At 71.4% G+C, this 26,012-nt stretch carries 17 protein-coding genes and 2 pseudogenes; 10 read left to right on the forward strand and 9 right to left on the reverse strand.

What is annotated here, in order from left to right; translation table 11 throughout:
• Window positions 1-29 precede the first annotated feature (29 nt).
• From ACWEOE_RS12380 to ACWEOE_RS12405, 6 genes are all read left to right on the forward strand, one after another.
• Window positions 30-494, forward strand: a complete 465-nt coding sequence (locus tag ACWEOE_RS12380; RefSeq protein WP_452007523.1) for an SAV_6107 family HEPN domain-containing protein — start codon at window positions 30-32, stop codon at window positions 492-494.
• Window positions 484-1,251 carry a maleylpyruvate isomerase family mycothiol-dependent enzyme gene (locus ACWEOE_RS12385; protein WP_452007525.1) on the forward strand — a complete coding sequence of 256 codons (768 nt, stop codon included), beginning with the start codon at window positions 484-486 and terminating at the stop codon, window positions 1,249-1,251. Before ACWEOE_RS12380 ends, ACWEOE_RS12385 begins: the two co-directional genes overlap by 11 nt.
• Before the next feature lie 60 nt (window positions 1,252-1,311).
• On the forward strand, window positions 1,312-1,971 hold the full coding sequence (locus ACWEOE_RS12390; protein ID WP_452007527.1) for a VOC family protein: 660 nt from the start codon (window positions 1,312-1,314) through the stop codon (window positions 1,969-1,971).
• A 132-nt stretch (window positions 1,972-2,103) separates the two neighbouring features.
• Window positions 2,104-2,679, forward strand: a complete 576-nt coding sequence (locus ACWEOE_RS12395; protein ID WP_452007529.1) for a UbiX family flavin prenyltransferase — start codon at window positions 2,104-2,106, stop codon at window positions 2,677-2,679.
• Complete coding sequence (locus tag ACWEOE_RS12400; protein ID WP_452007530.1) at window positions 2,654-3,250, forward strand: nitroreductase family protein; 597 nt, start codon at window positions 2,654-2,656, stop codon at window positions 3,248-3,250. Before ACWEOE_RS12395 ends, ACWEOE_RS12400 begins: the two co-directional genes overlap by 26 nt.
• Complete coding sequence (locus ACWEOE_RS12405) at window positions 3,235-4,176, forward strand: 2-oxoglutarate and iron-dependent oxygenase domain-containing protein (RefSeq protein WP_452007532.1); 942 nt, start codon at window positions 3,235-3,237, stop codon at window positions 4,174-4,176. The genes ACWEOE_RS12400 and ACWEOE_RS12405 overlap by 16 nt, the downstream gene beginning before the upstream one ends.
• Before the next feature lie 40 nt (window positions 4,177-4,216).
• On the opposite strand, the gene ACWEOE_RS12410 is transcribed toward ACWEOE_RS12405, so the two are convergent.
• The 7 genes and pseudogenes from ACWEOE_RS12410 to ACWEOE_RS12440 form a co-directional block, all read right to left on the reverse strand.
• Window positions 4,217-5,905 carry an FAD-dependent oxidoreductase gene (locus tag ACWEOE_RS12410; RefSeq protein WP_452007534.1) on the reverse strand — a complete coding sequence of 563 codons (1,689 nt, stop codon included), beginning with the start codon at window positions 5,903-5,905 and terminating at the stop codon, window positions 4,217-4,219.
• A 233-nt stretch (window positions 5,906-6,138) separates the two neighbouring features.
• A complete protein-coding gene (locus ACWEOE_RS12415; protein WP_452007536.1) occupies window positions 6,139-8,892 on the reverse strand; it encodes an alkaline phosphatase family protein in 2,754 nt (917 codons plus the stop codon).
• Between the two features lie 4 nt (window positions 8,893-8,896).
• Entirely contained in the window at window positions 8,897-10,279 is a 1,383-nt protein-coding gene (locus tag ACWEOE_RS12420; RefSeq protein WP_452007538.1) for an ABC transporter permease, read from the reverse strand.
• Window positions 10,276-11,241, reverse strand: a complete 966-nt coding sequence (locus tag ACWEOE_RS12425) for an ABC transporter ATP-binding protein (RefSeq protein WP_452007540.1) — start codon at window positions 11,239-11,241, stop codon at window positions 10,276-10,278. The genes ACWEOE_RS12420 and ACWEOE_RS12425 overlap by 4 nt, the downstream gene beginning before the upstream one ends.
• Before the next feature lie 490 nt (window positions 11,242-11,731).
• Window positions 11,732-12,232: a peptide deformylase gene (def, locus tag ACWEOE_RS12430; RefSeq protein ID WP_452007542.1), complete on the reverse strand. Its 501-nt coding sequence runs from the start codon at window positions 12,230-12,232 to the stop codon at window positions 11,732-11,734.
• 510 nt (window positions 12,233-12,742) lie between these two features.
• Window positions 12,743-13,111, reverse strand: a pseudogene (locus ACWEOE_RS12435) (hypothetical protein); the annotation flags it as partial.
• Between the two features lie 150 nt (window positions 13,112-13,261).
• Window positions 13,262-17,509, reverse strand: a pseudogene (locus ACWEOE_RS12440) (ATP-dependent helicase); the annotation flags it as partial.
• A gap of 270 nt (window positions 17,510-17,779) precedes the next feature.
• On the opposite strand from ACWEOE_RS12440, the gene ACWEOE_RS12445 reads away from it, so the two are divergent.
• The 4 genes from ACWEOE_RS12445 to ACWEOE_RS12460 all read left to right on the forward strand — a co-directional run bounded on the left by ACWEOE_RS12445 (window position 17,780) and on the right by ACWEOE_RS12460 (window position 22,263).
• Window positions 17,780-19,621 carry an Hsp70 family protein gene (locus tag ACWEOE_RS12445; RefSeq protein WP_452007544.1) on the forward strand — a complete coding sequence of 614 codons (1,842 nt, stop codon included), beginning with the start codon at window positions 17,780-17,782 and terminating at the stop codon, window positions 19,619-19,621.
• Between the two features lie 75 nt (window positions 19,622-19,696).
• Complete coding sequence (locus tag ACWEOE_RS12450; RefSeq protein ID WP_452007546.1) at window positions 19,697-19,891, forward strand: DUF3046 domain-containing protein; 195 nt, start codon at window positions 19,697-19,699, stop codon at window positions 19,889-19,891.
• A 263-nt stretch (window positions 19,892-20,154) separates the two neighbouring features.
• Window positions 20,155-21,204, forward strand: coding sequence for a recombinase RecA (recA, locus tag ACWEOE_RS12455; protein WP_452007548.1), 1,050 nt, complete (start codon window positions 20,155-20,157; stop codon window positions 21,202-21,204).
• A gap of 531 nt (window positions 21,205-21,735) precedes the next feature.
• Window positions 21,736-22,263, forward strand: a complete 528-nt coding sequence (locus ACWEOE_RS12460; RefSeq protein ID WP_452007694.1) for a regulatory protein RecX — start codon at window positions 21,736-21,738, stop codon at window positions 22,261-22,263.
• Between the two features lie 348 nt (window positions 22,264-22,611).
• Here the strand turns inward: ACWEOE_RS12460 and ACWEOE_RS12465 are convergent, their stop codons facing one another.
• Window positions 22,612-23,796 (reverse strand): acyl-CoA dehydrogenase family protein, encoded by a 1,185-nt coding sequence (locus ACWEOE_RS12465; protein WP_452007550.1) that lies wholly within the window; start codon window positions 23,794-23,796, stop codon window positions 22,612-22,614.
• Window positions 23,793-25,841: an acetate--CoA ligase family protein gene (locus ACWEOE_RS12470; protein ID WP_452007552.1), complete on the reverse strand. Its 2,049-nt coding sequence runs from the start codon at window positions 25,839-25,841 to the stop codon at window positions 23,793-23,795. The genes ACWEOE_RS12465 and ACWEOE_RS12470 overlap by 4 nt, the downstream gene beginning before the upstream one ends.
• Window positions 25,842-26,012: the final 171 nt, after the last annotated feature.

Genomic DNA, 26,012 nt, shown 5'->3' on the forward strand with positions numbered 1-26,012 from the left:
CTCACCCGAGCAGCAGGAGGAGGGTCGTCATGTCCGTCTCGGTCGTGTCCCCTGCGGATCCCGGGCAGCCGCAGCTGCCCCTGTCGCTGCGTCCGCCGGCACCCCCGGCGGCGGCCACCCTGCTCGCCCAGGCCAAGCGCGGCCTGGCCGACGCCGAAAACGAACGTGATCCCGCCGAGCGGTTCATCGGCGCCTACCTCGCGGCCCTGCGCGGCGCGGGGGCGGTGCTCGCCGTGCGCGGGCGGCCGCGCCGGGGCCGGGGCCGCCCGGCCAGCGGCTGGGTGCTGCTCGACGCCGTGGCGCCGGAGCTGAAGGAGTGGTCTGCCTTCTTCGCGGCCAACTCGGCCACGCGCGCGGCTGCCGAGGCCGGCATCACGGGCAAGGTCACGGCCGAGTCGGCCGCGGGCCTGATGCGCGCCACCGGTCTGTTCCTCGAGCTGGTTCGCCGCGTCGTTCACGGCCTGCCCATTTCCGGCGAAGCCCATGTCGCGTGAGCTGGGCCCGGTCGACCACGGCCGGTTGCTCGAAGCGCTGGAAGTCGAAGCGCGCGTGCTGGGGGAGGTGGCGCACACGGCGTCGGCCGAGGCGCCGGTGCCCACCGCCCCGGGCTGGACGCTGGGGGAGCTGCTGCGCCACGTCGGCAGCGTTCACCGCCTCACGCTCGGCTGGCTGCGGGAGGGCCGCAAGCCCACGCAGTGGCAGCGCATCCCGCACCAGGACGAACCGGTCGCCGACTACTACGCCGTGGGCCGCGACGCCGTGATCGCCGAGCTGGCCGCCCACGACCCGGGCGAGCGCGCCGCCACCTGGTGGCCCGCGGACCCCACGTACGGCTTCTGGCGCCGCCGCACGCTCCACGAAACCCTGGTCCACCGCGTCGACGCCGAGCGGGCCGCGGGGACCGCACACCCGACCGTGCCCGCCGACCTCGCCACCGACGGCGTCGACGAGGTGCTCACCCTGTACTTCGGCCACAAGCTCGCCCTGCTCGGCCTCGCCGGCACCCGCCACGGCACCGTCGGCATCCGCACGGGCGGCCACAGCTGGATCGCCCGCGCGGGCCCCGAAACCATGGCCGCGTGGCGCTGCTCGCCCGAGGAGGCGGAGTCGGCCGACGAAGTGGTGAGCGGCGAGCCGGCCAACGTCTACCTCTGGTTGTGGGGCCGGGCCGCCCCGAGTTCCGTCGTCTCCTCCGGCAGCCACGACCTCGCGGCCCAGCTCTGGGCCCTCCTGCGGCTGGCCACCCGCTAGAACCGAAAAGTGGGGAAGCTTCCTCGGTTCTTGTCGGTGGTCGCCGCTACCGTCGGGCTCATGAGTACACCCCGGACCGCCGACGGCTCGATCGCCGGCCTCGTCGTCGAGGCAGCGCGGCCCTTGGACCTCGCCGGGTTCTGGGCCGCGCTGCTCGGCTGGCAGCAGCACGGCCCGGAGGTACGGCCCCCGGACACCGACGGCTGCGAGTTCGCACTCGCCTTCGTCCCCGAAACGGCCGCCAAGACGCACAAGAACAAGCTGCACCTCGACCTCGCCAGTCGCACCCTCGACCACCAGCGCGAGGTGGTGGCCCACGCGTTGACGCTCGGTGCGCGTCTCCTGGACGTGGGGCAGGGCGACGTCCCCTGGGTGGTCCTCGCCGACCCCCAGGACAACGAGTTCTGCGTCCTGGAGCCACGCCCCGAGTACGCCGACACGGGCGCTCTCGCCGCTCTCGTCGTCGACTCCCACGACCCCGTCGGCCTCGCCGGCTTCTGGTCGGCGTTGATCGGGTGGCCGGTCACGTCGACCCTGGCCGAGATCACCCGCGTGCGCAGCCCGTCGCGGCGCGGGCCGGCGATCGAGTTCCTGCTTTCGGCGGACCCCGTACGCGGACGCAACCGCCTGCGCCCCGCGCTGCGCACCTCGCCGGGTGATCCACAGGGTTCGGCCGAAGCAAGTGATCCCGAGGGCAACGAGTACACGCGCACGCCCTGAAAGTGCACGACTTTCGGTACTGTCGGGAGGCCGCCGCCGCGAATCGCGTGCGGTCTTTTCCGAAAACTGATCCCCGAAGCTACTGTGGCGCTCGATTTCGACTTCCACTGCTTCGAGGGATGATGCGACAAAATGAAGATCGTGATCGGCATGTCCGGGAGTTCGGGCGCGATTTACGGAGTGCGGCTGCTCGAGGTGCTGCGCACGGCCGAGGACGTCGAGACACACCTGGTGATCAGCGACTGGGCCGGAAAGAACATCGAGTGTGAGACGGAATACACCCTCGATTCGGTCAAGGCCCTCGCGGACGCCGTGTACGACGTTCGCGACATGGGTGCGGCGATCTCGAGTGGATCATTCCTGGTCGACGGAATGATCATTGCGCCGTGCTCGGTCAAAACACTTTCTTCGGTGGCCAACGCGTACAACGACAACCTCCTCGCCCGGGCCGCGGACATTCAGCTGAAGGAACGGCGAAAGCTGGTTCTGCTGTTCCGCGAAACGCCGCTGAACCGCACGCACCTGCGGCTGATGCTGGACGTGACCGACGCCGGAGGAGTGATCATGCCGCCGGTGCCGTCGATGTACCACGCCCCGAAGACCGTGGACGACATCGTCAACCACACCGTGCAGCGGGCGCTCGACCAGTTCGGGATCGAGAAGGGGCTCTTCACGCGCTGGCGTGGCCTACCCGCGGACGGGGCGTGACCGGGTGGACCTCGCCGAAGCGGTACGCGGAAGACGCACGATCAGGAAGTTCACCTCGGAACCGGTGCCGCGGGAAGTCCTGGAGCGCGTGATCGAGCTGGGGTTCTGGGCGCCGTCGGCCGGGGACGCCCGGTCCCACGCCTTCGTCGTCGTGGGCGGGGCGAAGCGGAAAGAAATCCAGGACATCGTGCGCGCCGCGATGGACGACGTGCGGCGCCTGGTGGAGAAGGAGTTCGCGGCCAACCGCCCGCTGGTGGACGAGATCGTGGACTTCTACGCCGGCTTCGGCTCGGCCCCGGTGCTGATCCTCGCCTACGCCGGCAAGTTCGTCGACGGCGAAGACGACGTTGCGAGCGTGTCCGCGGCGATCCAGAACGTACTTCTCGGCGCGTACGCAGAAGGCCTGGGGACCGCGTGGACGGGCCTCACCACCATGTGCTCGGCCGAGATCAGTGCCGCGGTGGGTGTTGCCGACCGCACGCTCGTGGGGATCCTCCCCATCGGACATCCGCGGGTCCTCCCCGGGCCGCGCGCGCAGAAAGAAGGGGAAGTGCGATGGCTGGGTCTCTGACCGCGGTTTCCACAGTGGACCTGCGGGCCGGCGAGCGCCTCTCGGGCGACGTCGACGCCGCGTTCACCGAGCTGGGCCTCCTGCTGGCCACCGGCCACGGCGTGGCGCCGGAATCCCTGTCGCGGGCCTTCCGCGCGGCGCGGGGCTTCTTCGACCTGCCGAAGGCCGACAAGGAGTCGTTCGCCCCCGCGCCCGGCGAGTTCCTGGGCTACTCGGGCCTGAAGACGGTGCGCGGCTCGACGACGTCGAGCTCCCCGCCCGACCTCAAGGAACGCTTCGCCATCGGCCCCGGCGCCACCGCCACCTCGACCGGAACAACCGACGCGGCGCGGCACCACGAGGAACTGGTGGCCGCCCTGCGCACCTGCTACGACGAGATGGAGCAGCTGGCCAAGCACGTGCTGCGCGCACTGACCGTGCCGTTGGGCGTCGGCCAGGACTACTTCGAGGCCAGGACGAACCGCAGCGCGAGCTACCTCGTGGCCATCGACTACCCCGCACTCGACGACGACGCCTGGGCCTCCGACCGCATCCGCGCGAGCGCCCACCGGGACCGCTCGTGCCTCACCGCCCTCGCGGTCGCGGGCGACGAACCGTCGGGCCTGCAGGTCCAGCTGCCCGACGGCACGTGGCAGGACGTCGCCGTGCCGGCGAACGTGCTGGCCCTCAACGTCGGCAGCATGCTCACCCGGTGGACCGGCGACCGGTGGCCCGCCCCGATGCACCGCGTCCGCAACCCCCACCCGAACGGCTCTCCCGCCACGCGTCGCCAAAGCCTGGCCTTCTTCTTCAACCCGAACCCGGACGTCGTGCTCGCCCCCATCACCCCGTCGAACGCCGCGCAGACCCCGCCGGCCGACGCGGTCACCGTCGGCGAGTTCCTGCGCACGATGCTGGAGTCGCACTCGCGGGGAAGCCCGGTCTGACCGCGGAGTCCATCACCCGAAACACTCCACAGTGGACGGTTCACCGCCCGACGGGCTCCGCGGGTTCCTGCGGCCGTCCCCGCGGCTGCAGCGCCTCGGCGGCGAACATCCGGTGCAGCAGCTGGATCGCCACGGAACCCTCACCCACCGCCGAAGCCACCCGCTTCACCGAGCCGTGCCGCACGTCGCCCGCGGCGAACACGCCCGGCAGGCTCGTTTCCAGCGGCAGCGGGTCGCGGTCGAGCGGCCACGGACCGGTCAGATCCGGGCCGGTCCGGATGAAACCCCGGCCGTCACGCTGGATTTCCGGGGGCAGCCACGCGGTGTGCGGGTGCGCGCCGATCATGACGAACAGAGCGTCGGCGGGCGTGGTGGCCGTGCGGCCGGTCAGGCGGTCGCGCAGCACGAGGTGGTCCAGCCACCCGGTGCCGCCGCCGTCGGCGATCTCGGTGGCCACCAGCACCCGAAGCCGGGGCGTGGCCTCGATTTCCCGCGCGAGGTAGTGCGACATGCCGGAACCCAGCGACTCGCCGCGGATCACCAGCGTCACCTGGGCGGCGAAGCGCGCCAGGTGCAACGCGGCCTGCCCGGCCGAGTTCCCGCCGCCGACCACGTAGACCTCGCGGCCGGCAACACCGGGCGCTTCGGACGCCGGGCCGCCGTAGTACACGCCGGCGCCGCTCAGCGCTTCCAGCGCCGGCACGCCCAGCCGGTGGTAGGTGGCGCCCAGCGTGAGCAGCACCGCGCGCGACCGCACCCGCACGCCGTCGGACAGCGTGAGCGCCAGCTCGCCGTCGCGGCAGAGGTCGGTCGCCCGCTGCATGAACACGAACTTGGCCCCGAACACCCACGCCTGGTCGTACGCCTGCTGAGCCAGCCGCCGCCCGCTGACGCCGCGGGGGAAGCCGAGGTAGTTGCGGATCAGCGAGCTGGACGTCGCCTGGCCGCCGAGACCGCCTTCGTCGACGACGAGCGTGCTGAACCCCTCCGACGCGCCGTACATGGCCGCCGACAGCCCGGCCGGCCCGGCACCGACGATCACCAAGTCGAACTCCATGCGCTCCGGGTTCACGGGCGCGCCCGAGGCCACGGCGATGTCGGCGTTGGTCGGGTTGCGCAGCACCGTGCCGTCGGGGAAGACGACGATCGGCAGCTCACCCGGCCCCGCCTCGGCGATGCGGGCGCGGCCCTCGACCGAGTCGGCAAGCGCGAACGAGTGCGGGATCGCGCACCGGCCGAGCACCTCGCGCAGCTCGTAGGCCCGGCCGGACCACGACTGGCCGACGATGTGGATCGTGTTGGGCGACGTGCGCCGCAGCTCGGTCCACTCGAGCAGCAGGTTCGAGATCGCGTGGTGGAAGACCTCGTCCGGCGCGGCCAGCGGGCGCAGCACGTAGTGGTCGATGAGGCCGCGCGCGATCGCGTCGAAGATCGCCTCGCCCGTGGCCCGGTCACCCCATTCGCCCCAGGCGATCAGCAGCCCGCGTTTCGCGTGCGGGTGCAGCCGCCGCGCCTGGGCCAGCAGTTCGGCGCCCGTCATCTCCGAAAACGACCGGCCGGCCAGCACGAGGGCGACTTCGTCCTCCTCGGCGAGCACCGCCAAGGCTTCCTGCGGCGACGAAAGGCACGCGATCCGGTAGTGGCGTGCGTAGCGCTCGCTCAATTCCCGCTCGACGTCACGCAGCGCACCCGCGTTCTCGTCGACGGCGAGAAGCACGGCGCCGGACATGTCCCCGACAGTAGCGGCGGGTCGTCCCGGAACGAACGGGTGAAATTTCAGCGGTTGTCAAACGCGGAAAGACGAACACCCCGCCGCCGACGGCGGGGTCGGGCCCTGGCCACCGAGGCCGAAATTCCCGGCCCGAGCGGACGAAGCCCCCGGTCGCCGGTGAAGCCGACCGGGGGCCCGTGTCCGCATCTCAGCTGTCACATTTCAGCTGTCACAACTCGGCTGCCGGGAACTCAGCCGTCCGAGTCGTTCGACGGGATGAACGCACCCGGCACCTGGTCCGGCGCGAACACCTTGTTCTCACCGGGGTACGGCGTCTTGAACCCGTGCACCTGGTACCACGTGAAGCGGTTCATCTGCTCGGGGTTCGCGTAGTCCGCCGTGGCGTTGGGACCGGTGAACCGCTGGTTCTTCTGCCACGCCGCCCACTGGTTCGCCACCTGCTGCTTGTCCGCCGGCACCGCGGTGTCGGGCTGGACCGAGGCGAACTGCGGAGCCACCACGTCCGGACCACACGACGGCTGGGTCGCGAGGCCGCCCGTGAGCGACGTGCGGTTCGCCACCGCGTTGAACGGCGTCAGGTTCGGCTTGTTCGTGAACGCACTCGCCATCGGGGTGGCCGCGCTGTCCTTCTGGTTCATCGGCTGGATCCCGAGGATCTGCTCGATCGTGCGAACCATCGTGATCTGCGAGTAGTACGTGCTGTCCACGACACCGTGCTGGGCGTACGGGCTGATGACCTGCACCGGCGCGCGGTGCCCGTCCACGTGGTCCAGACCGGCCTGGGAGTCGTCCTCGACCACGAAGATCGCGGAGTCCTTCCAGTACTTGCTGTGCGAGATCTCGTCGACGATCTCACCCACGGCGAGGTCGTTGTCCGCGACCTGCGCGGCGGCGTTCGCCGGACCACCGGTGTGGTCACTGGAGAGCCAGAACATGTTCAGGTTCGCGGGACCGTTCTTCTCGAAGTCCTGCTTCCAGATCTGCTCCCGGTAGACGTCCGGCACGGAGGTGTCGAACTTCGGGAAGCCGTGCACCGACACGTCGTTGAGCGACGGGATCGGCGATGACGACACGAGCGGGTAGGCGCTCGGCTCACCGGTGTTGGCCATGTTCTTGCTGTCGCAGTACAGGTTCTGCCACGACGCGCCCGACGGCTTGGTCAGGAACTGCTGGAACTCGCCGAAGTCGCGCACGGTGTTGCCCGCCGCTTCGGCACCCGACCACAGCGTGCCGGAGGCCTGGTGGCCCAGCACGTCGTCCTCGGTGTCGTAGCTGCGCAGGTACTCACCGGCCGAGGACTCGGTGTACTCCGGGTCATCGGCCTGCATGAGCCAGTTGTGGCCCTCGGCGGAGTTCGTGCCGATGTCGTACGTGTTGTCGTACAACCCGAACTGCTGCGCGAGCGCGTGCTGGTTCGGCGTCACGTTCTCGCCGAACTGCGCGAGCGCCGCGTCGCCGTTGCCCTGCGGGAGGTCACCGAAGACCTGGTCGTAGGTCCGGTTCTCCTTGACGAGCAGGAACACGTGCTTGATGGTCGACGGGTCGCCGAGGCGAGCCGGCACCGGCACGGCCTGCTTCTTCTTGCCGTTCGCCACCTGGACGGCGTTGTTCGTCCAGCCGTTCTGCTTGAACACCTTCGGCGTGTACGACTTGATCGTCCGGTCGTCAGGCAGCTGGAAGCGCGTGAGGCTGGACGTCGTGTCGTGCGTGCCGTGCCCGGCGGCCGTGGTCGGGCGCTGGGCGTCGATGCCGCGGGTGTTGGACACGACGATGTCCTTGCCCACCGTGGCGATCGCGGTCGGGAAGTAGTCCGTGGGGAGCAGGCCGATGTAGCTGGCCGGGTCCTTCGGGCTGGTGTACTTGTACACGGCGATCGCGTTCGCGCGGCCGAGCGTCACCAGCAGGTGCCCGTCCTTGGTGAGCGCGATGCCGTCGGGCTCGTACCCGACCGTGGCCTCGGGCCATGGCTGGGTCGCGATGGTCTGGGTGACCTTGTCCTTGCCCGAGTCGATCACGGACACGGTGTTGCTGGACGTGTTCGCGACGAACACCGCGCTGCCACTGGCGTACACCGCGGTCGGGTGGAGCCCGACGTTGATGGTGGCCACGGCGGCGGCCGGCTTGGCGGTGTTGATCACCGAGACCGTACCGGTGGTGGAGGCACCCGTGAACGGGTTGGCCGGCACCTGGGTGTTGTACGAGTTGATCGTGGTCTCACCCGGGAGCGGCATGCGGCCGCCCTCGTTGCTCACGTAGAGCTTCTTGCCCACCAGCACGAGGTCGCGCGGCGCGATGCCGGTGTTCCAGCTCTGCTGCACGACACCGGTCGACGCGTTGATGGCGACCACGCGGTTCTGGCCGTTCACGGCGGCGTACACGACGGCGCCGTCGGGCGAGAACACCGCCTGGGCGACCAGGGCGTGCTTGGGTCCGTCGGCGGGGATCTTGACGGAGACGGGGTTGGCGAGCGTGCCGTCTGCATTCACCGAGAACTTGGTGTAGCCGTCGGTCTGGGCGAGCCACAGGGACTTGCCGTCGGGGGAGTACGACGGGCCTTCCTGGCCGACGTCGGTGCCGGCGATCTTGAGGTTCACCTTCGCCGACGTGCCGATCAGCTGCTGGACCTTGTAGGTCTTGAGGTCCACGATCGTCAGCGCGGCGTCGCCGTCGGTGGTGATGGCGGCGAGGTGCGTGCCGTCCGGGCTGATCTTCGACGCCATGATCTTGCCGTCGTTGATGACCAGCCGGTCGCCGATCGGGGCGAGGTACTGGTCACTCGAGATGACCATCCCGTCCTTGGTGTTCTGACCGACGTGCTGCTTGCCGAACTGCTCCGTCGACGCGGAGCCGATACCGGAGGCGCTCACGACCAGAGCGAGCGTGGCGGTTCCGGCGGTGACGAGGCGGATCTGGCGAGATCTGCCCGCACCGGGAGAGCCGGAGCCGGCTCTCCCACCACGCCTGCGGCGGCGTGTTACCTGCATGGGGTCATCCCTTCGGGGTGGAGGACAGCAGTTCGACGCTGGCGTCGAACTGCCACATCGGGTTGGGTTGGTCCCCCGTGGGGGTCCGCACCTGGAAGTAGCCGTTCACTTCCTTCGGTCCGTCGCCGTCGGCGACGAACCGCCCGTCGGAGGTGACGTCGAGCTGGTAGATGGCCTGACCAGTCGTGTCGACGTCGGGGAGGTGCCAAGAGACGACGCAGCGCCAGTCGTTGCCCGGGCCTTCCTGGGCGACGAGGCCGCCGCCCTTCTGGCAGTCGGAGGTGACCTTGAGCTGGGCTTCGGTCACGGCGGGGCGGTGCAGTTCGTCGGTCTGCAAGCGGTAGAGGTGCGCGAACGTCGTCGAGAGCGACTGCTCCACCTTGTCCTTCGTCACGCCGGAGCCCAGTGACGGCGTGGCCACGGCGATGATCGCGAAGGCGACCACGATCAGCCCGACCAGCGGCAGCGCGCCGGCGGTGATCGTGCGGCGGGCCGAGCCGTCGTAGCTCAGGTTGGTGAAGTCGCGGCGCAGGAACAGCAGGTACGCGAGCGCGGTGGCCACGACCGTCCACACGAGACAGACGAGGATGCTGACCAGCAGCGGCCCGGCCTGCGTGGGGCTCGTGAAGAGGCCTTCCCACGCGATGAACGAGTACGTCGGCAGCGCGAGCCGCAGCGCCACGGGCAGCGGCAGCAGCTGCGCGACCGCCATCCCGAGCGCGACGACGGCGGGCAGCAGCAGGCCCATGGGCGAGCGGCCCAGCGCGACGGACCCGAGCAGGCCCACCGCGGCCAGCGCGAGCGTCGGGGCCAGCGCGCACACCCACGCGAGCAGCACTTGACCGGCGGCGGCGCCGGGGGAGAGCAGGTGGCCGTCGAGGCCGACGAGCTGGTTGTCGCCGGCGCCGAGCACACCGCCGACGATGCTGGACACGGCCATGCCGGCCACGAGCACGAAGATCACGGTGAGGCTGGCCAGCACCTTGGCCACGAAGATCCGCCGGTACGAGCGCACGGCCACCAGCAGGTGGCGCCAGGTGCCCAGCCGGTCCTCCGACGCGAACACGTCACCGGCGACCACGGACGTCAGCAGCGGGAGCGCGTAGCTGCCGGCGAACCCGAGCATCACGAGCGAACCGGCCCAGCCCGTGGCGTTCATCCAGCGGCCGAAGACCGTGTCCACGGGCAGGTCGCTCTGCTGGCTCACCACGGCGACGAACAGCGCCGGGGCGATCCAGCACGCGAGCACGAGCAGGCGCACACGCCACTGCGAGATGAGCTTCACGAGCTCGAAGCGGTAGCCGCGGGCCACCGAGGCGGGCGCTTCGCGCGTGGTTGGGGTTTCCGGTGTGCCCGGCGTTCCGGGTTCGGTGAGGGTCGCGGTCATCGGTCGGACTCCTGCTGGCGAGACGCGGGTTCGGGCGCCTCTTCGGATTCAGTGAGGGCGAGGAACGCGGCTTCCAGCGGCGAGACCACGGGCGCGAGCTCGCGCAGGGCCACGCCCGCGTTGACGAGGCGCACCACGAGGTCGTCGAGGGCGGGCACGAGCGCGCGCACCACGAGCAGGCCGCTGTCGGGTCCGGACTTGTCGCCGAGGTGGACGCCGGGGGTCTCGGCCGCCAGCTTGCGCGCGGTCTCGCGGTCGGACGTCACGAGCCGGTAGTCGAGCTCCTGGCTCTCCGAGGAGAGCTTGCCCAGCGGGCCGGTGAACACCACCCGGCCGGTCGCGATGATCGTGACCTCCGAGCACAGCGCTTCGAGGTCGTCCATGCGGTGGCTGGACAGCACGACCGTGGCGCCTTCGGCGGCAAGGCGCTTGAGTACGCCGTGCACGTGCTTCTTGCCGGCGGGGTCGAGGCCGTTGCTGGGCTCGTCGAGCACGAGCAGCCGCGGCCGTGTCAGCAGCGCGGCGGCGAGGCCGAGCCGCTGGCGCATGCCGAGCGAGAAGCCGCGCACGCGGTCGTCGGCCACGTCGGTGAGCCCGACCTGGCCCAGCGCGTCGTCGATGTCGGCGGCGCGGGTGTCACCGCCGCGCAGGGCGGCCAGCGCGGCGAGGTTCTTGCGCGCGGTGAGCGAGGGGTAGAGGCCGGGGCCGTCGACGAACCCGGCGACGCCACCGGGTGCGTCGAGGGTCCGCCCCACGGGCGAGTCGAGGATCTCCAGCCGGCCTTCATCCGCGACGGCGAGGCCCAGCAGCAGACCCAGCAGCGTGGTCTTGCCCGCGCCGTTCGGCCCGGCCACCCCGTGGATCTGCCCCTGGGCGACGTCGAGATCGATTTCGTCGAGAGCGACGACTTCGCCGAAACTTTTGGTGATTCCCCGAGCCCGGACTGCCAGAGGTGTGTCCATGGTCCCTTTGCTTTCGTCGTGAAACGTGCGTCAGGAACTTAGGGACGGTAAATTAATCTCGAACACTGGCCGGGTGAACTGCGGGACAACGGGGTTCGGACGAAACAAGTCGCGCGGGTGGATTGTCCGGCTTAAAGCGGGTTCTTGCCGTGAGTTAACCGTCCGCTTGCTTGCGCTGCTGCCTCAGAGGAGTGACGCCGAGTCGAACCCGGTCGATATTTCTGAACGGCGGGTCGGCGGAGAAAAGCACGCGAACCGCGCTCAGTTGCGGCATGGTCGAGAGTAGCGCCTGATGTGGAAATTGCCGGAATTCGTCGCGAAGACGTGCTCGACGGGTATTCGACTACCGCCCGTTCGGTGTAGTGGGAGGAGTGGCGTGTGGCGCCATTTGTTGGCATGGGCAATACGCCAAATGGAGTACCCGATGCTGAAGGAGCGGGTTCGGCTGCCTCAAGCTTCATCCGCCGTCAGGTACGCCTGCGCCGATCGCTCACCGATTCCAGAACCAGTCCTTGCCCCGCGCCTGCTTGAGCGCCTGCTTCTTGCGCTCGGGCGTGAGCCGGTCGAGGTAGAGCTTGCCGTCGAGGTGGTCGGTCTCGTGCTGCAGGCACTGCGCCAGCACGTCGACCCCCTCCACCTTGATCGGCTCGTTGCGCAGGTCCACGCCCCGGACCACGGCGTGCTTGGCCCGCACAGTCGGAAACCACAGCTCCGGCACGGACAGGCAGCCCTCGTCGATCTCGTGCGACTCCTGCGACAACGAGACGATCTCGGGGTTGATCACATACCCCGTCAACCCGCCCACGTCGTAACTGAACACCCTCAGCCCCACCCCGATCTGCGGCGCCGCCAGCCCCGCGCGCCCGTCCGGCTTCACCGAGTCGAGCAGATCCGTGACCAGCGCTTCGACCTTCTTGTCGAAGGTCGTCACGGGATCGCAGACCGTCTTGAGCACAGGGTCCCCGAAGTAGCGCAGAGCGCGCATCGCCATGATCGAACGTCCTTTTCCCGCCGAGTGTCCGGCCGCAGTCTAGTGACCACCCCGCCCACCCCGACCCCCGGCAGTTGCCTGGTCAAGCCCGCAGCCGGAGTCCCTTCGGAGCGGGTCGGCGATCCGCGCCGCTCAGTCGTGGCCCGGAGCCCTCGCCCGTCTCAGCGCAGTCTTGGGCGCCGCCGACTTCCGCGCGGCTGCGAACCCTGTGCGTTCTCGCGGCCGGGTCACGGTCGCCAACCGCGGCCGCAAGCTGCCTGATCGGGCGAGGTTTCGGGCCACCTGGCAGCCGCCCTGGTCAAGCCCGCAGCTCGAACTCCTCCGGCAAGGCCCGCGATTCGCGCCGCTCAGTCGCGGCCCGGTACCCCCGCCCGCCCCGACGCAGACTTGGGAGCCGCCGATTCCCGCGTGCTGCGAACCCCGTGCGCCCTTGTGGCCAGGTCACGGTCGCGAACCGCAGCCGCAGCCATCTGGCCGGGCAGGTTTCCGGCCACCCGGCGCCTGACCTGGTCAGGCTCGCAATCGGAGTCCCTTCGGGGTCGCGCGGAAGCCGGCCTCCCGCAGGATTTCGGCGAGTTCGGAGGTGAGGGCCTGCTCGCCGTCGGCGCGCTGGACGGCCAGCTGGCCCAGCCAGCCCTCGCGCACGGCCGTGGACAGGCCCGCCGCCGCGGCGCGCAGGGTGTCGCGGTCCTCGGTGAAGCTGAGCAGGGAACGGCCGCCGCGTTCGACGTAGAGGGCGGGGAGGCCGTCGACGAGGACCGCGAGCGCGCCCGCTTTCCGGGCGGGGCGGTGTTTCGTGTCGCCCGTGGCGGCCGGCCAGGGGAGTGCCGCGCCATAGGGCTGAGCCGGGTCGGCGGCCGCCAGGACCACGGCGCGGTCGCCCGTTCGGGCACCGGAACCCGACCAAGCGCCGGGCCCCGACAATCCCGGACCCTGCGGTCCGGAACCCGACGGTCCCGGACCGGACAGCGCAGGCCCAGACAGCGCAGTCCCAGACAGTGCCGGCTCAGACAGTGCGGGCCCCGACAGTGCCCGCAACCGGTCCACCGCTCCCTTCGCCGCGAACTGGGCCGCGCCAAGGCCCTCCACGACGTAGCCGCGCACCACCTGGCCCGCGTCCTCCATGCCGCGCAGTACCTTGTAGATCCCCGAGAACCCACCGGTCACGCGTTCGGTGTCGAGGGCGCCCCGGGTCAGAACGCCGTGCCGCTCCAGGAACGCCTCGGTTCGGGCGTGAGCCCGGCGCGTCGGGTCCGTTTCGCGGGCGGGAGTGAGGGCCCAACGGCCGGCGACCGTCGGCGGGCCCGTGCGCGACGGCATCGCCGGGCGGCCGGCCCGCATGCGCGCGTAGCGCCCGCGCGGGGCCTGCCGCCGGGGTTTGTGCGCGCCGTGGCCCGCGACCTGGGCGCGCAGCGGCGCCAGCGTGTCGCCGGTGACCAGCCCGGCCCACACCAGGTCCCACAGCGCGCCCGCGATGTCGCCGTCGTTCGGCGGGGCCTCCAGCTGCGGCGAAACGCGGTCGACCAGCTGCCGGAAAAACAGCGCTCCACCCTCCAAAGTGGACAGCAGAGCCTCGTGCAGCGGACTCGACTGCGCGTTCTCCTCGACCTCCGGCAACAGCAGATCGGCGACGTCCGTGGGCGCCAGCGCCAGCCACCCGTCACCGCCGGACAGCGCGCCGCAGCCCGCCCACGTGACCTCGCCCGCGGTGGTCAGCTCGTCGAGCAACGCGGGGGAATAACCCGGCAGCCGGCTCGGCAGGATCAGCGACTCCACCGCACTCGCCGGCAGCGGCGCGCCCGCCAGCTGCTCGACCACCGACAGCACGTCGTCCGCCGTCGGTGCCGAGCGCACCCGCGCGCCGATCCCGTGCCACGACGGCAGGAACCGGCCCAGCGCCGCCGGTTCCACCGGCTCGACCTCCGCGCGCAGCTTCGCCAGCGACGCCCGCCGCAGCCGCCGCAGCACCGCCGCGTCGCAGTACTCGAGCCCCACGCCGTGCGTGTCCGGGTGCCCGACCGGGCTCAGCTCACCGCGCACCAGCCGGCCCTGCCCGGTCAGCCGCTCGAGCACCCCCGTGACCACGGCCGGCCCCAGCCCGAACCGCGCGGCCGCCGCCGATGCCGGGAACGGCGCCCGGATCCGCGCGTAGCGCCCCAGCAGGTCACCGAGCGGATCCTCCACCGGTTCCGTGAACGCCTCGGGCACCCCCACCGGCAGCGCGACCCCCAGCGCGTCGCGCACCCGCCCGGCGTCCTCGATCGCCAGGTACCGCTCCTCACCCGCGATCCGCACCCGGATCGCGCGCCGCGCGGCCTCCAGCTCCGCCAGCCACTCCGGCTGGATGCCGCGCGCCGAAGCCTCGGAAACGGACAGATCACCGAGGAACCGCAACAGATCCGCCGCGTCCTCCGCCGACCGCGCGTGCCGGTCGGGATCGAGCCGCTGCAACGACCGTTCGACCTCCCGCACCGCCTCGGGATCCAGCAGCTCGCGGATCGCCTCCGTGCCCAGCAGTTCGGCCAGCAGCCCGGAATCCAGCGACAACGCGGCCGCCCGCCGCTCGGCCAGCGGCGCGTCGGTCTCGTACAGGAACATCCCGACGTACCCGAACAGCAGGCTCCGCGCGAACGGCGAGGCCGCCGGCGTCTCCACCTCCACCAGCCGCACGCGCCGGGCCCGCACATCGGCCATCAGCTCCCGCAGCCCGCCCACGTCGTAGACGTCCTGCAGGACCTCCCGCATCGCCTCCAGCACCACGGGGAACCGCTCGTACTTCGCCGCCACCGACAACAGCTGCGACGCCCGCTGCCGCTGCTGCCACAACGGCGTGCGGCGCCGCGGATCCCGTCGCGGCAGCAGCAGCGACCGCGCCGCGCACTCGCGGAACCGCGCGGCGAACACCGCCGATCCGCCGACCTCCGCGACGATCAGCTGCTCGACCTCCTCCGGGTCCAGCAGCACGTCGTCGGCGCCGATGGTGACCTCGCCGCCCTCGGCGTCGAGCGCGTCGGGCAGCCGCAGCACGATGCCGTCGTCGGAGTGCGCCACCTGGGCGTCGACCCCGCGGTTCTCCCGCAGCCGCGCGGCGATCGCCAACGCCCACGGCGCGTTGACCTGCGCGCCGAACGGCGAGTGCACCACGATCCGCCAGTCGCCCAGCTCGTCGCGGTAGCGCTCGAGCAGGATCGTGCGGTCGTTGGGCACGTGTCGCGTTGCCGCCTTCTGTTCTTCCAGGTACGCCAGCAAGTTGTCGCACGCCCGCTGGTCGAGCCCGGCCGCGGCGGCCCGGTCGCGCGCCGCCGCGCTGTCCGAAGTGGACAGTTCTCGCACGAACGCGCCCAGCGCCCGCCCCAGTTCCAGCGGCCGCCCCGCCGCGTCGCCCTTCCAGAACGGCATCCGCGCGGGCTCGCCCGGCGCGGGCACCACGATCACGCGGTCGTGGGTGATGTCCGTGATCCGCCACGACGACGTGCCCAGCAGGATCGTGTCGCCGACCCGCGACTCGTACACCATCTCCTCGTCGAACTCGCCGACGCGCGACCCGGGTTTGTCGTCGGCGCCCGGCGTCATCACCGTGAACAGCCCGCGGTCGGGGATCGTGCCGCCCGAGGTGACCGCCAGCCGCTGCGACCCCGGCCGCCCGCGCAGCTCACCCGTGACCCGGTCCCACGTGATCCGCGCCCGCAGCTCGCCGAACTCCTCACTCGGGTAGCGCCCGGCCAGCATGTCGAGCACCGCGTTCAACGCGTCGTCCGGCAGCGCGGCGAACGGCGCCGCCCGCCGCACCAGCGCCGCGATCTCCGGCACCGTCCACGGTTCGAGCGCCACCATCGCGACCACGTGCTGCGCCAGCACGTCGAGCGGGTTGCGCGGGTACCGCACGGCCTCGATCGCCCCCGCGGCCATCCGCTCCGCCACCACCGCGCACGACACGAGGTCACCGCGGAACTTCGGGAACATCACCCCCGACGACACGGCCCCCACCTGGTGCCCGGCGCGCCCCACCCGCTGCAGTCCCGACGCGACCGTGGGCGGCGCCTCGATCTGCACGACGAGGTCGACCGCGCCCATGTCGATGCCCAGCTCCAGCGACGACGTGGCCACCACACACGGCAGCCGCCCCGATTTGAGCTCCTCCTCCACGTGTGTGCGCTGCTCCCGCGACATCGAGCCGTGGTGCGCCCGCGCGATGGTCGGCGCCGCGCCCGTGGTGAGCCCCGACTGCCCGATCGCCTCGGCGGGGAACGCGTCGCCCACCTGCAGCTGCGTCTGCTCCGCCACCAGCTCGTTGAGCCGCGCGGTGAGCCGTTCGGTGAGCCGCCGCGAGTTGGCGAACACGATCGTGGACCGGTGCGCCTGGATCAGCTCCAGCACCCGCTCCTCGACCGCGGGCCAGATCGAGGGCCGCTTCACCTCCGCGCCCGCGACCTCCTCCTGCGTGCCGATGCCGCCCTCCGAGGGCAGCTGCGACAACGAGGTGAGGTTCTCCAGCCGCTCCATCGGCGACGGCGCCGGCCCGTCGAGGTTCGCCATGTCCTCCACCGGCACCTCGACGCGGACTTCGATCGTCTTCGCGAGCTTCGGCTGCACCACCGTGACCGGGCGCCCCCCGGCCAGGAACGAGCTCACCTCGTCGACCGGCCGCACGGTGGCCGACAACCCGATCCGCTGCGCGGGCTTCGGCAACAACGCGTCGAGCCGCTCCAGCGACACCGCCAGGTGCGCGCCGCGCTTGCCGCCGGCCACGGCGTGGACCTCGTCGACGATCACCGTCTCCACGCCCGCCAGCGACTCCCGCGCCGACGAGGTGAGGATGAGGAACAACGACTCCGGCGTGGTCACCAGCACGTCGGGTGGCGTCTTGCCGAACGAGCGCCGCTCGGCCGCCGTGGTGTCGCCGGTGCGCATGCCGACCTCGATCTCCGGCGCCGGCAGCCCCAGCCGCCGCGACGCCTGCGAGATCCCCGCGAGCGGCGCGCGCAGGTTGCGCTGCACGTCGACCGCCAGCGCCTTCAACGGCGAGACGTACAGGATCCGGCACCGCTTGCGCGGCTCGGCGGGCGGTGGTTCCACCGACAGCCGGTCGAGTGCCCACAGGAACGCGGACAGCGTCTTGCCGGACCCGGTGGGCGCCACCACCAGGGCGTGTTCCCCGGCGTGGGCGGCCCGCCAGGCCCCTTGCTGCGCCGCGGTCGGCGCGGCGAACGCCCCCTCGAACCACGTGCGGGTCGCGGGGGAGAAGAGGTCCAGAACGTCTGCTGCCACGTTCTCCATAATGCGCGGCACCCCCGACAGTTTCTTCGGCCCCGCCTTCGGCGGGGCGTGCGAGATCGCCTTTGAGCCGGTTTCCGGACGGGGCAGTCGGATCGGCCGGGGGCCGATCGCACCGCCCCATCCGGAAACCGGCGCGATCTCGCGGGTGGGTTGAGCGGAGTGGGTTGAGCGGAGTGGAGTCGGCCACAGCGACCAGTTCTGCGGGTCTGCCCGCGCGGTGGCCGCGTACGTGGGAGCATCACCGCGCAAGCCGTGTCTAGGGGGTAAGCAGTGCGGATCCTGTCGGTGGACCTCGGGACGTCCAACACCGTGGCGGTGCTCTCCGCGCACGGCCGGCCGCCGCGGGTCGTCGAGGTGGACGGGTCGGCCAACATGCCGTCGGCGATCTTCGCGGGCGAGGACGGCACGATCATGGTGGGGCGCGACGCCGAACGCCGCGCGCGCCTCGACCCGACGCGGTTCGAGCCCAACCCCAAGCGCCGCATCGACGAGCAGACGCTGCTGCTGGGCACCGACATCGTCCCCGTCAACGACGCGCTGGCCGCGATCCTGCGCCGCGTGCTCGACGAGACCACCCGGCAGCTCGGCGGCGAGCAGCCCGACGAGGTCCGCCTCACCCACCCCGCCCAGTGGGGTCCGGTGCGGCGCAACGTGCTGCTGTCGGCGGCGCGGCTCGCGGGCATCGGCGCGAGCGTGGTCCTGGTGCCCGAGCCCGTCGCCGCGGCGGCGCACTTCGCGTCGTTCCCCGGCAAGGGACTGGCGCCCGGCCAGGCGCTCGCGGTGTACGACCTCGGCGCGGGCACCTTCGACGTCGCCGTGGTCGGCGCGACCCAGAACGGCTACGTCGTGCTCGCCGAGGACGGCCTGCCCGACCTCGGTGGCCTCGACGTGGACCAAGCGCTGATGGTGCACGTCGGCCGCGAGGTGTCGCACTCGGATCCCCAGCGCTGGCAACGCCTTCTGCGGCCCGAGTCCACGGCGGACCGGCGCACGCGGCGCGCGTTGCAGGAGGATGTGAAGGCGGCCAAGGAGGCCCTGTCGCGGCACCCGCAGACCGAGGTGCCGATGCCGGAGCCGTTCAAGGACGTGCTTGTCACGCGTGGCGAACTCGAAGGTCTGGTGCGGCCGGCGATGCTGCGCAGTGTCGAGCTGCTCGCGCGCACGCTGCGGACGGCGGGGCTCACACCGGACCGGCTCGCGGGCATCTACCTGGTCGGCGGGTCGAGCCGGCTGCCGCTGGTCGGGTCGATGATCGCCGAGAAGCTCGGCGTGGTGCCGGCGAGCCTCGACCAGCCGGAGACAGCCGTGGCGCTGGGCGCGCAGCACGTGGCGCGCGATGGGTTGTCGATGCGCACGCAGAACGTGGAAGGGCAGGTCGCGGCCGGTGCGCCCGCGTACGCGCCGCCCGGCGGATACCCGCCGCCCCCGCAGCAGCCCCCGGCCGGCTACGCGCAGCCGTCGTTCCCCGCGGGGCCGGCGCCGTCGAACTTCCCGACGTACTCGCCGGCTCCGGCCACCGCCGCGCCGAAGAAGAAGAGCCGGGCGAAGCTGTGGATCGGCGTCGCCGTGGCGGTGGTCGTGCTGGTCGCGGCGGGGTTGACGGTCTTCCTCACGTCGTCCTCGTCGGTGCGGACCTACACCGCGGACCAGTGCCGCACGCCCGGGCAGGCCGACGCCCAGGGCCTCACCGGGTGCCTGCGCCAGCTCGCGGGGCAGATCGCCGACACCGGCGGCTGCCGTCCGGGCATGGGCAACGGGCCGGCCGCGCCCGCGCAGAGCCTCGGGGCCACGTCGACGTGCGCGGCGCCGGGCCGGGCGGGCACGCAGGTGACGTACGTACAGGGCACGTCCGCGGCCGTGCTGAAGCAGTACACGGACGGGTTGCTCGCGTCCGCGGGTGGTGATCGCGTCGAGGCCGCGTGGAAGGGCAACGGGCTGGAAGGCCACTACTCGTCGGCGGCCGGGCAGAACGCGGCCGTGCTGGTGTTCACGGTGTCCGACCGGCCCCTCGTCGGGTTCATCTACCAGGTGAACTCCGCAGGTCAGGGCGCCGCGCCGACTCCGGGGACGCTGGCGGACTACTTCGAACAGAGCGTGCAGCCCGGACAGTGACGTATTTTCGTCCGCTGCCGCGGCGCGAACGGGCCGTTCGCGCCGCGGGGAAGACCGCGAGCTAGCATTCGACCGATGCGTATCACGGTTTTCCGGCGGCTCATGGCGGACGAGTTCGGCCCCGGGCGGGCCGCGGTGCTGGCCCAGGACCACGTGCTCAGCGGGCTCGGCGGCAAGACCGTCGACCAGGCTCTGGCGGCGGGAATCCCGGCGAAGCAGATCTGGCGTGAAGTGTGTGAAGCCTTCGACATCCCGGCGGAACGGCGCTGACCTGCGGATTCACGACAGAACCCTGGGGAGGGGGACCCGGAAGGGCGAAAAACTCTAGCGGACGGGCGTGTCGCCGCAATCCTCGAACACTTGTTCGTCTACAGTGTTGTGCACACCGGGGGCAGGCGATCCACAGATCGGTCGCCGTGCCGGGAATTGTCGGTCCCTCCCCGTAGCGTCGGACCGGACAGCGCTTGATCCGGACAGAGCTTGATCTGGACAACCGAACAAGCCACACAGGCCAACCAGCGAGGTGGACCGCAATGCCAGCAGCACCCGACAAGGACAAGGCGCTCGAGCTCGCCCTTGCGCAGATCGACAAGCAGTACGGCAAGGGGTCGGTGATGCGCCTCGGTGAAGAGGGTCGCGCGCCCATCGCCGTGATCCCCACCGGCGCGATCGCTCTTGACGTCGCGCTCGGGATCGGCGGGCTGCCGCGGGGTCGTGTCATCGAGGTCTACGGGCCGGAATCCTCCGGTAAGACCACGGTCGCCCTCCACGCGGTGGCCAACGCGCAGAAGGCCGGCGGCATCGCGGCGTTCATCGACGCGGAGCACGCGCTGGACCCGGAGTACGCCAAGAAGCTCGGCGTGGACACCGACGCGCTGCTGGTCTCCCAGCCCGACACCGGTGAGCAGGCGCTCGAGATCGCGGACATGCTGATCCGCTCCGGCGCGCTCGACATCCTGGTCATCGACTCCGTCGCCGCGCTCGTGCCACGCGCCGAGATCGAGGGCGAGATGGGTGACTCGCACGTGGGTCTCCAGGCCCGCCTGATGAGCCAGGCCCTGCGCAAGATGACCGGTGCCATGAACAACTCCGGCACCACCGCCATCTTCATCAACCAGCTGCGCGAGAAGATCGGTGTCATGTTCGGCTCGCCGGAGACCACGACCGGTGGCAAGGCGCTGAAGTTCTACGCCTCCATCCGGCTCGACGTGCGCCGCATCGAAACCCTCAAGGACGGCGGCGAACCGGTCGGCAACCGCACCCGGGTCAAGGTCGTGAAGAACAAGATGGCCCCGCCCTTCAAGCAGGCCGAGTTCGACATCCTCTACGGCGTCGGCGTCTCCCGCGAGGGCTCGCTCATCGACATGGGCGTCGACCAGGGCATCCTGCGCAAGTCGGGCGCCTGGTACACCTACGAGGGCGACCAGCTCGGCCAGGGCAAGGAAAACGCCCGCAAGTTCCTGCGCGACAACCCGGACATCGCCAACGAGATCGAGAAGCGCATCAAGGAAAAGCTCGGCATCGGCGCCCAGGTCGACGCCGAGGTCACCGAAGCTGCGGTTCCGGCACCGGTCGACTTCTGAGTCGATCGTTGGGGTGGAGTGTGCTCGCGGAGTGCGCTCGCCGGAGGATCGACTCAGGTGTCTTTTGGGGGTCGAACCCCCACACCCCGCCAGGGGGCAAGCCCCCTGGACCCCCGGCGGGGTTGGGTTGGTGAGTGACCTCGCCGGGTGAGGTGGCCGGGTTTGTGGCCGTGGCCCGGTCGGTGAGGGCCTTGCAGGGGCGAGGTGGCCGGGTTGGGCTGTCTCGTTGGCTGGCGGGTCGGTGAGTGGGCTCGACGGGTGAGGTGGTCGGCGTCGCGACGGTCGCTTCGTCTGGCGGGGTGGGCGAGTGGCTCGCCTGGTGAGGCGGGTCGGGCCGCGTAGGCGTTTGTTCGGCGCGAGTGTGAGTGGGCTCGCTGGGCGGCGGCCGGATTGTTCGGTCCGGGTTGCTCGGCGGGGTTGCTGAGGTGATCGCGTCGCGGGGAGAAGCGGCCGGGCTGCCTGCCGAGGGACACGTGGCGGCGGTCGCGGAGTGTGTGAGGGAGGAAGGGTGTAGTGGCGAGGGCGCCGAAGGTGGAGCCGGCGGAGATGGCGCCGGAGGAGCGGGCCAAGAAGGCCAAGGAGATCTGCTTCGATCTGCTGGCCGCGCGCCCGCGGACCGTCCAGGAGCTGCGGCAGACCCTGCAGCGCAAGGGCTTCGACGACGAGACCACCGAAACCCTGCTCGGCAAACTCGACCGCGCCGGCCTCGTCAACGACGCCGAGTTCGCCGAGATGTGGGTCAAAGCCCGCCACGCCGGCCAGGGCCTCTCGCGCACCGCGCTGGTCGCCGAGCTGCGCCGCAAGGGCGTCGACGACGAGATCGCCACGCAGGCCGCCGGCGAGGTCGACCGTGAGGCCGAAGAGCAGCGGGCCCGCGAGCTCGTGCGGAAACGCCTGGCCTCCCTGGGCAACGTCGACGAGCAGACCGCCATCCGCCGCCTGCTCGGCTTCCTCGCCCGCAAGGGCTACCCCCAGGGCCTGGCCTACACCGTGATCCGCGACGAACTCCGCGAGTACGGCGCCGAAGCCACCCTCCTCGACGACGCCACCCTCGACTGAGCCGCAGCCACCGCGACCGACCCGGCCAGGCGAGTGAGAATGCTTGCCGATCCACGGTTTCCGTCGACGGTCGGCGGTCTGCCCGTGGTCGGCCGACGACGAGGGCCGGCCTCACCACCTCGGTGGCCTCCCGGATCCCTGCCGGCGGTGACTCCGACGCACACCAGGTCATGCCCTGCCGCACAACGTCGTGCAGGCGAACAGCCCAAACGCGCCGGCCTGCGAAAAACGGCGTCGAAGCCGGTACCGAGGCCGGTCGACCGACCGGCAGCACGCCGCCACCAGACCTGGGGAACGGCCACACCGGCGGGGGCGGGGTATCCGCCGGTGTGGCCGCGGCTCACGCCACTACGCCGACGGCCGAGCCAGCTCCGACCTGGCAATCAGCTCCAAATGGACTTCCTCGGGCCCGTCGCCGATGTTGAGGGAGCGGGCGTGTGTCCACCATTCGGCGAGGGGGACGTCGTCGGTCATGCCGAGGGCGCCGTGGACCTGGATGGCGCGGTCGAGCGTGAGCATGGCGGCCCGCACGACCACGACTTTGATGGCCGACACCTGCGTCCGGGCAGCGCGGAGGCCGATCTCGTCGATCAGCTTCGCCGTGTGCAGCACGAGCAGGCGCGCCTGGTCCAGGGCCAGGCGGCACTCGGCGATCTGGGCGCGCAGCAAACCCTTGTCACCGATGGGGCCGCCGAAGGCGTGGCGCGTGCGGGCGCGCTCCTTCAGCAGGTCGAAGCCGCGTTCGGCGAGGCCCAGCAGGCGCATGCAGTGCTGGACGCGGGCCGAGCCGAGGCGCACCTGCCCGATGGCGAAGCCCTCGCCCTCCCGGCCCAGCAGTTCGCGCGCCGGCACCCGCACGCCGTCGAGGACGACCTCGGCGTTGATGCTGTCGCGGCCCATCACCTTCAGCGTGCGCACGATCTTCACCCCGGGCAGGCGAGTCGGCACCGCGATCACCGAGTGCCGCCGGTGGCGGTCGGCGGACGGGTCGGAACAGCCGACCACGAACAGCACCTCACACCGCGGATCGGCCGCTCCGGCGGCGAACCACTTGCGCCCGGTCACCACGTACTCCTCGCCTTGGCGTTCGATCCGGGTGGCGATGTTGCTTGCGTCACTGCTCGCGACGGCCGGCTCGGTCATGGCGAACGCGGACCGGATCTCGTCGTTCATCAACGGCCGCAGCCAGCGCTCGCGCTGCCCCTCGTCGGCGACGGCGTGGAGCATGAGCATGCTGACCGAGTCGGGCGGCGAGCCGTTGATGGCCTGCGGCGCGAGATCCGGGCTGCGGCCGCTGAGCTCGGCCACAAACGCGTAGTCCACAGTGGACAGATCCACCTCCCGGCCGGGCAGCCCCAGGTTCCACAGGTCCCGGCGCCGCGCTTCGGCCTTCAGCTCGGGCAGCACCGCCGCCACACCGAGCACGGCCGCATCCTGCTCGGCCGGGTGGACGCGCTCGGCCATGAATGCCCGCATCCGCGCGATCGCCTGCTCGCCCACCGCCGACGGGCTCAGATCCCAAGCGCCGGTCACCGCGATTGCTCCAGGACGACGAGGGCGTCGACCGCCACGAGTGAACCGTCGGGCCGGACGAGCACGGGGTTGATGTCGACTTCGCGCACGTCACCCCGTGCGGCCATCAACGCGGCGAGTGCGGACACGAGATCAGCCAGCGCCGCACCGTCCACCCGCCCGAACCGCGCCTGCACCCGCGCGACGGCGTCGGCCACCGCCTCGGGCCTGGCCGGCGCGAACAACGCGAACCGGAACGCTGCGGGATCCTCGACGTTCATGCCGCCCTCGCCGATCACCACCACCGGCCCGTACTGCGGATCCCGCACAGCGCCCACCACGAGCTCGACGCGGTGCGGCAGCATCGGCTGCACGATCAGGCGCACGTTGCCGTGTCCCGCGTCGGCCGCCTTGCGGGCGAGGGCCGCCACGGTGGTCCGCAGCTCGTCCGCCCCCACGCCGAGCCGGACCAACCCCGAAGCGGCTCGGTGCACGACGTCCGGCGAATCGACCTTCACGGCGAAAAAATCACCCAGCAGCGCGGGAAACAGCGCGGCGCCGGGTTCGATCACCATCGTCGGGGCGTACGCGCACCCGAGGCCCACCACGACATCACGGGCGTCGGCTTCGGTCAGCACGGCCTTTCCCTGGTGCCGGTCGAGCGCCCGAAGCGCGGCGGCGGGCACGGCCGTGTCAGGCGGCAAACCGAACGGATACCGTCGGATCGCAGCCGGAAAGCCCCGCACGAAGCTCTCCATCGTGTCGAACACGACCCCGGGCGGCACGGTGGCCCGGTGCTGCGGCGCCGCGGCTGCCCACACCAGCCACCCGGGCTTGGACAGCGCCGCGAGATCACCGGCGAGCTCCCGGTACCGGCGCGGATTCTGGTCGCCGAACGTGAACAGCGCGACAACACCGTCCACTTCGGAATCGTCCGCCAGCACGGAGAACAGTGCCGGCAGCTTTTCGTCGTCCCGCACGAACACGCCGCCGACGTCGACGGGGTTCGTGTCCGACGCGAGCGTCGACACGCCGAGCGCGGAGATCGCCGCGCGAGTTCCCTCGCCCAGCACGGGGACGGACGCGCCCGCGTCCGCGAGCCGGTCGGCGAGGATGGCGCCGCCGCCTCCGGTCATCGTCACGACCGCCAGCCGCGGAGCGCCCGGTACGAGCACGCGGCGTTGCGCGGTGTGGAGCAGGTCCGCGAACGCCTCGTCCGAGCGGGCGAGCACGATGCCCTCGTCGTCGCAGAGCCGCTCGAACAACAGCGCGTCACCCGTGACCGCCGCGGTGTGTGACAGCGCGGCCCGCCGCCCGGCCTCGCTCATGCCCGCCTTCAACGCGACCACGTGCTTGCCGAGCTCCTGCGCGCGGCGGGCCACCGCGCGCAGCCCGGGTACATCCCGGACGGACTCGACGTACAGGCCCAGCGTCGCCACGTCCTCCCGCTCGATCAGGTAACCCCCGATCTCGCCGAGTCCGAGGCACGCCTCGTTGCCCACGCTCGCGTAGTAGCCGACCGACACGCCGTGGCGTTCCAGCAGACTCGTCACGACCAGGCCCAGCGCGCCGCTCTGGCTCACCACCGCGATCGGCCCGGCCGGGGGCGGACTCGGCCGGTCGGCGTACCCGCTCACCGTCGCGACCGTGCCACCCGGCCGGCTCAGCAGCCCGACGCAGTTGGGTCCGACCACCGGCACCGTCGCGGCGGCCCGCACCAGCTCCTGCTCGAGCCGCGCGCCGACCGGACCGCTTTCGCGGAAGCCCGAGGAAAACACCAGCGCCGAACGCACCGCTGCGGTCTCCTCCGCCCGCGCGATCAACGCCGGCACCACGGCCGCGGGCAGCGCCACGAGCAGCAGATCCAGCGGCGCGTCGAGCTCGGCCAGATCGGCGACGGACGGCACCTCGACGGCACTGCGCGGCGCCACGGCGACGAGCTCCCCGCTGAAGCCGCCACGCCGCAGATTTCGCACCGTCATGCGCCCCCACGAATCCTTGCGGGGTGACAGGCCGGCGATGCCGATCCGCTTGGGGAAGAACAGGGGGTCGAGATCGGGGATCACTCTGCGGTCTCCTTGGAATCGCACGGTGTTTGCTCGACAGGCCGGGCCACAGCGGCCGGCCGCACGGTGTTCGTCGGCTGACTCGGCGAGCGACGGAACGCGGGTGAGCAGCGTTTGCTCGGCCGGGTCGGGAGCGATGGCGGTTGGCCACGCGGTTTGTCAGTGAGGCAG

This window comes from Amycolatopsis sp. NPDC004368 (assembly GCF_053602515.1).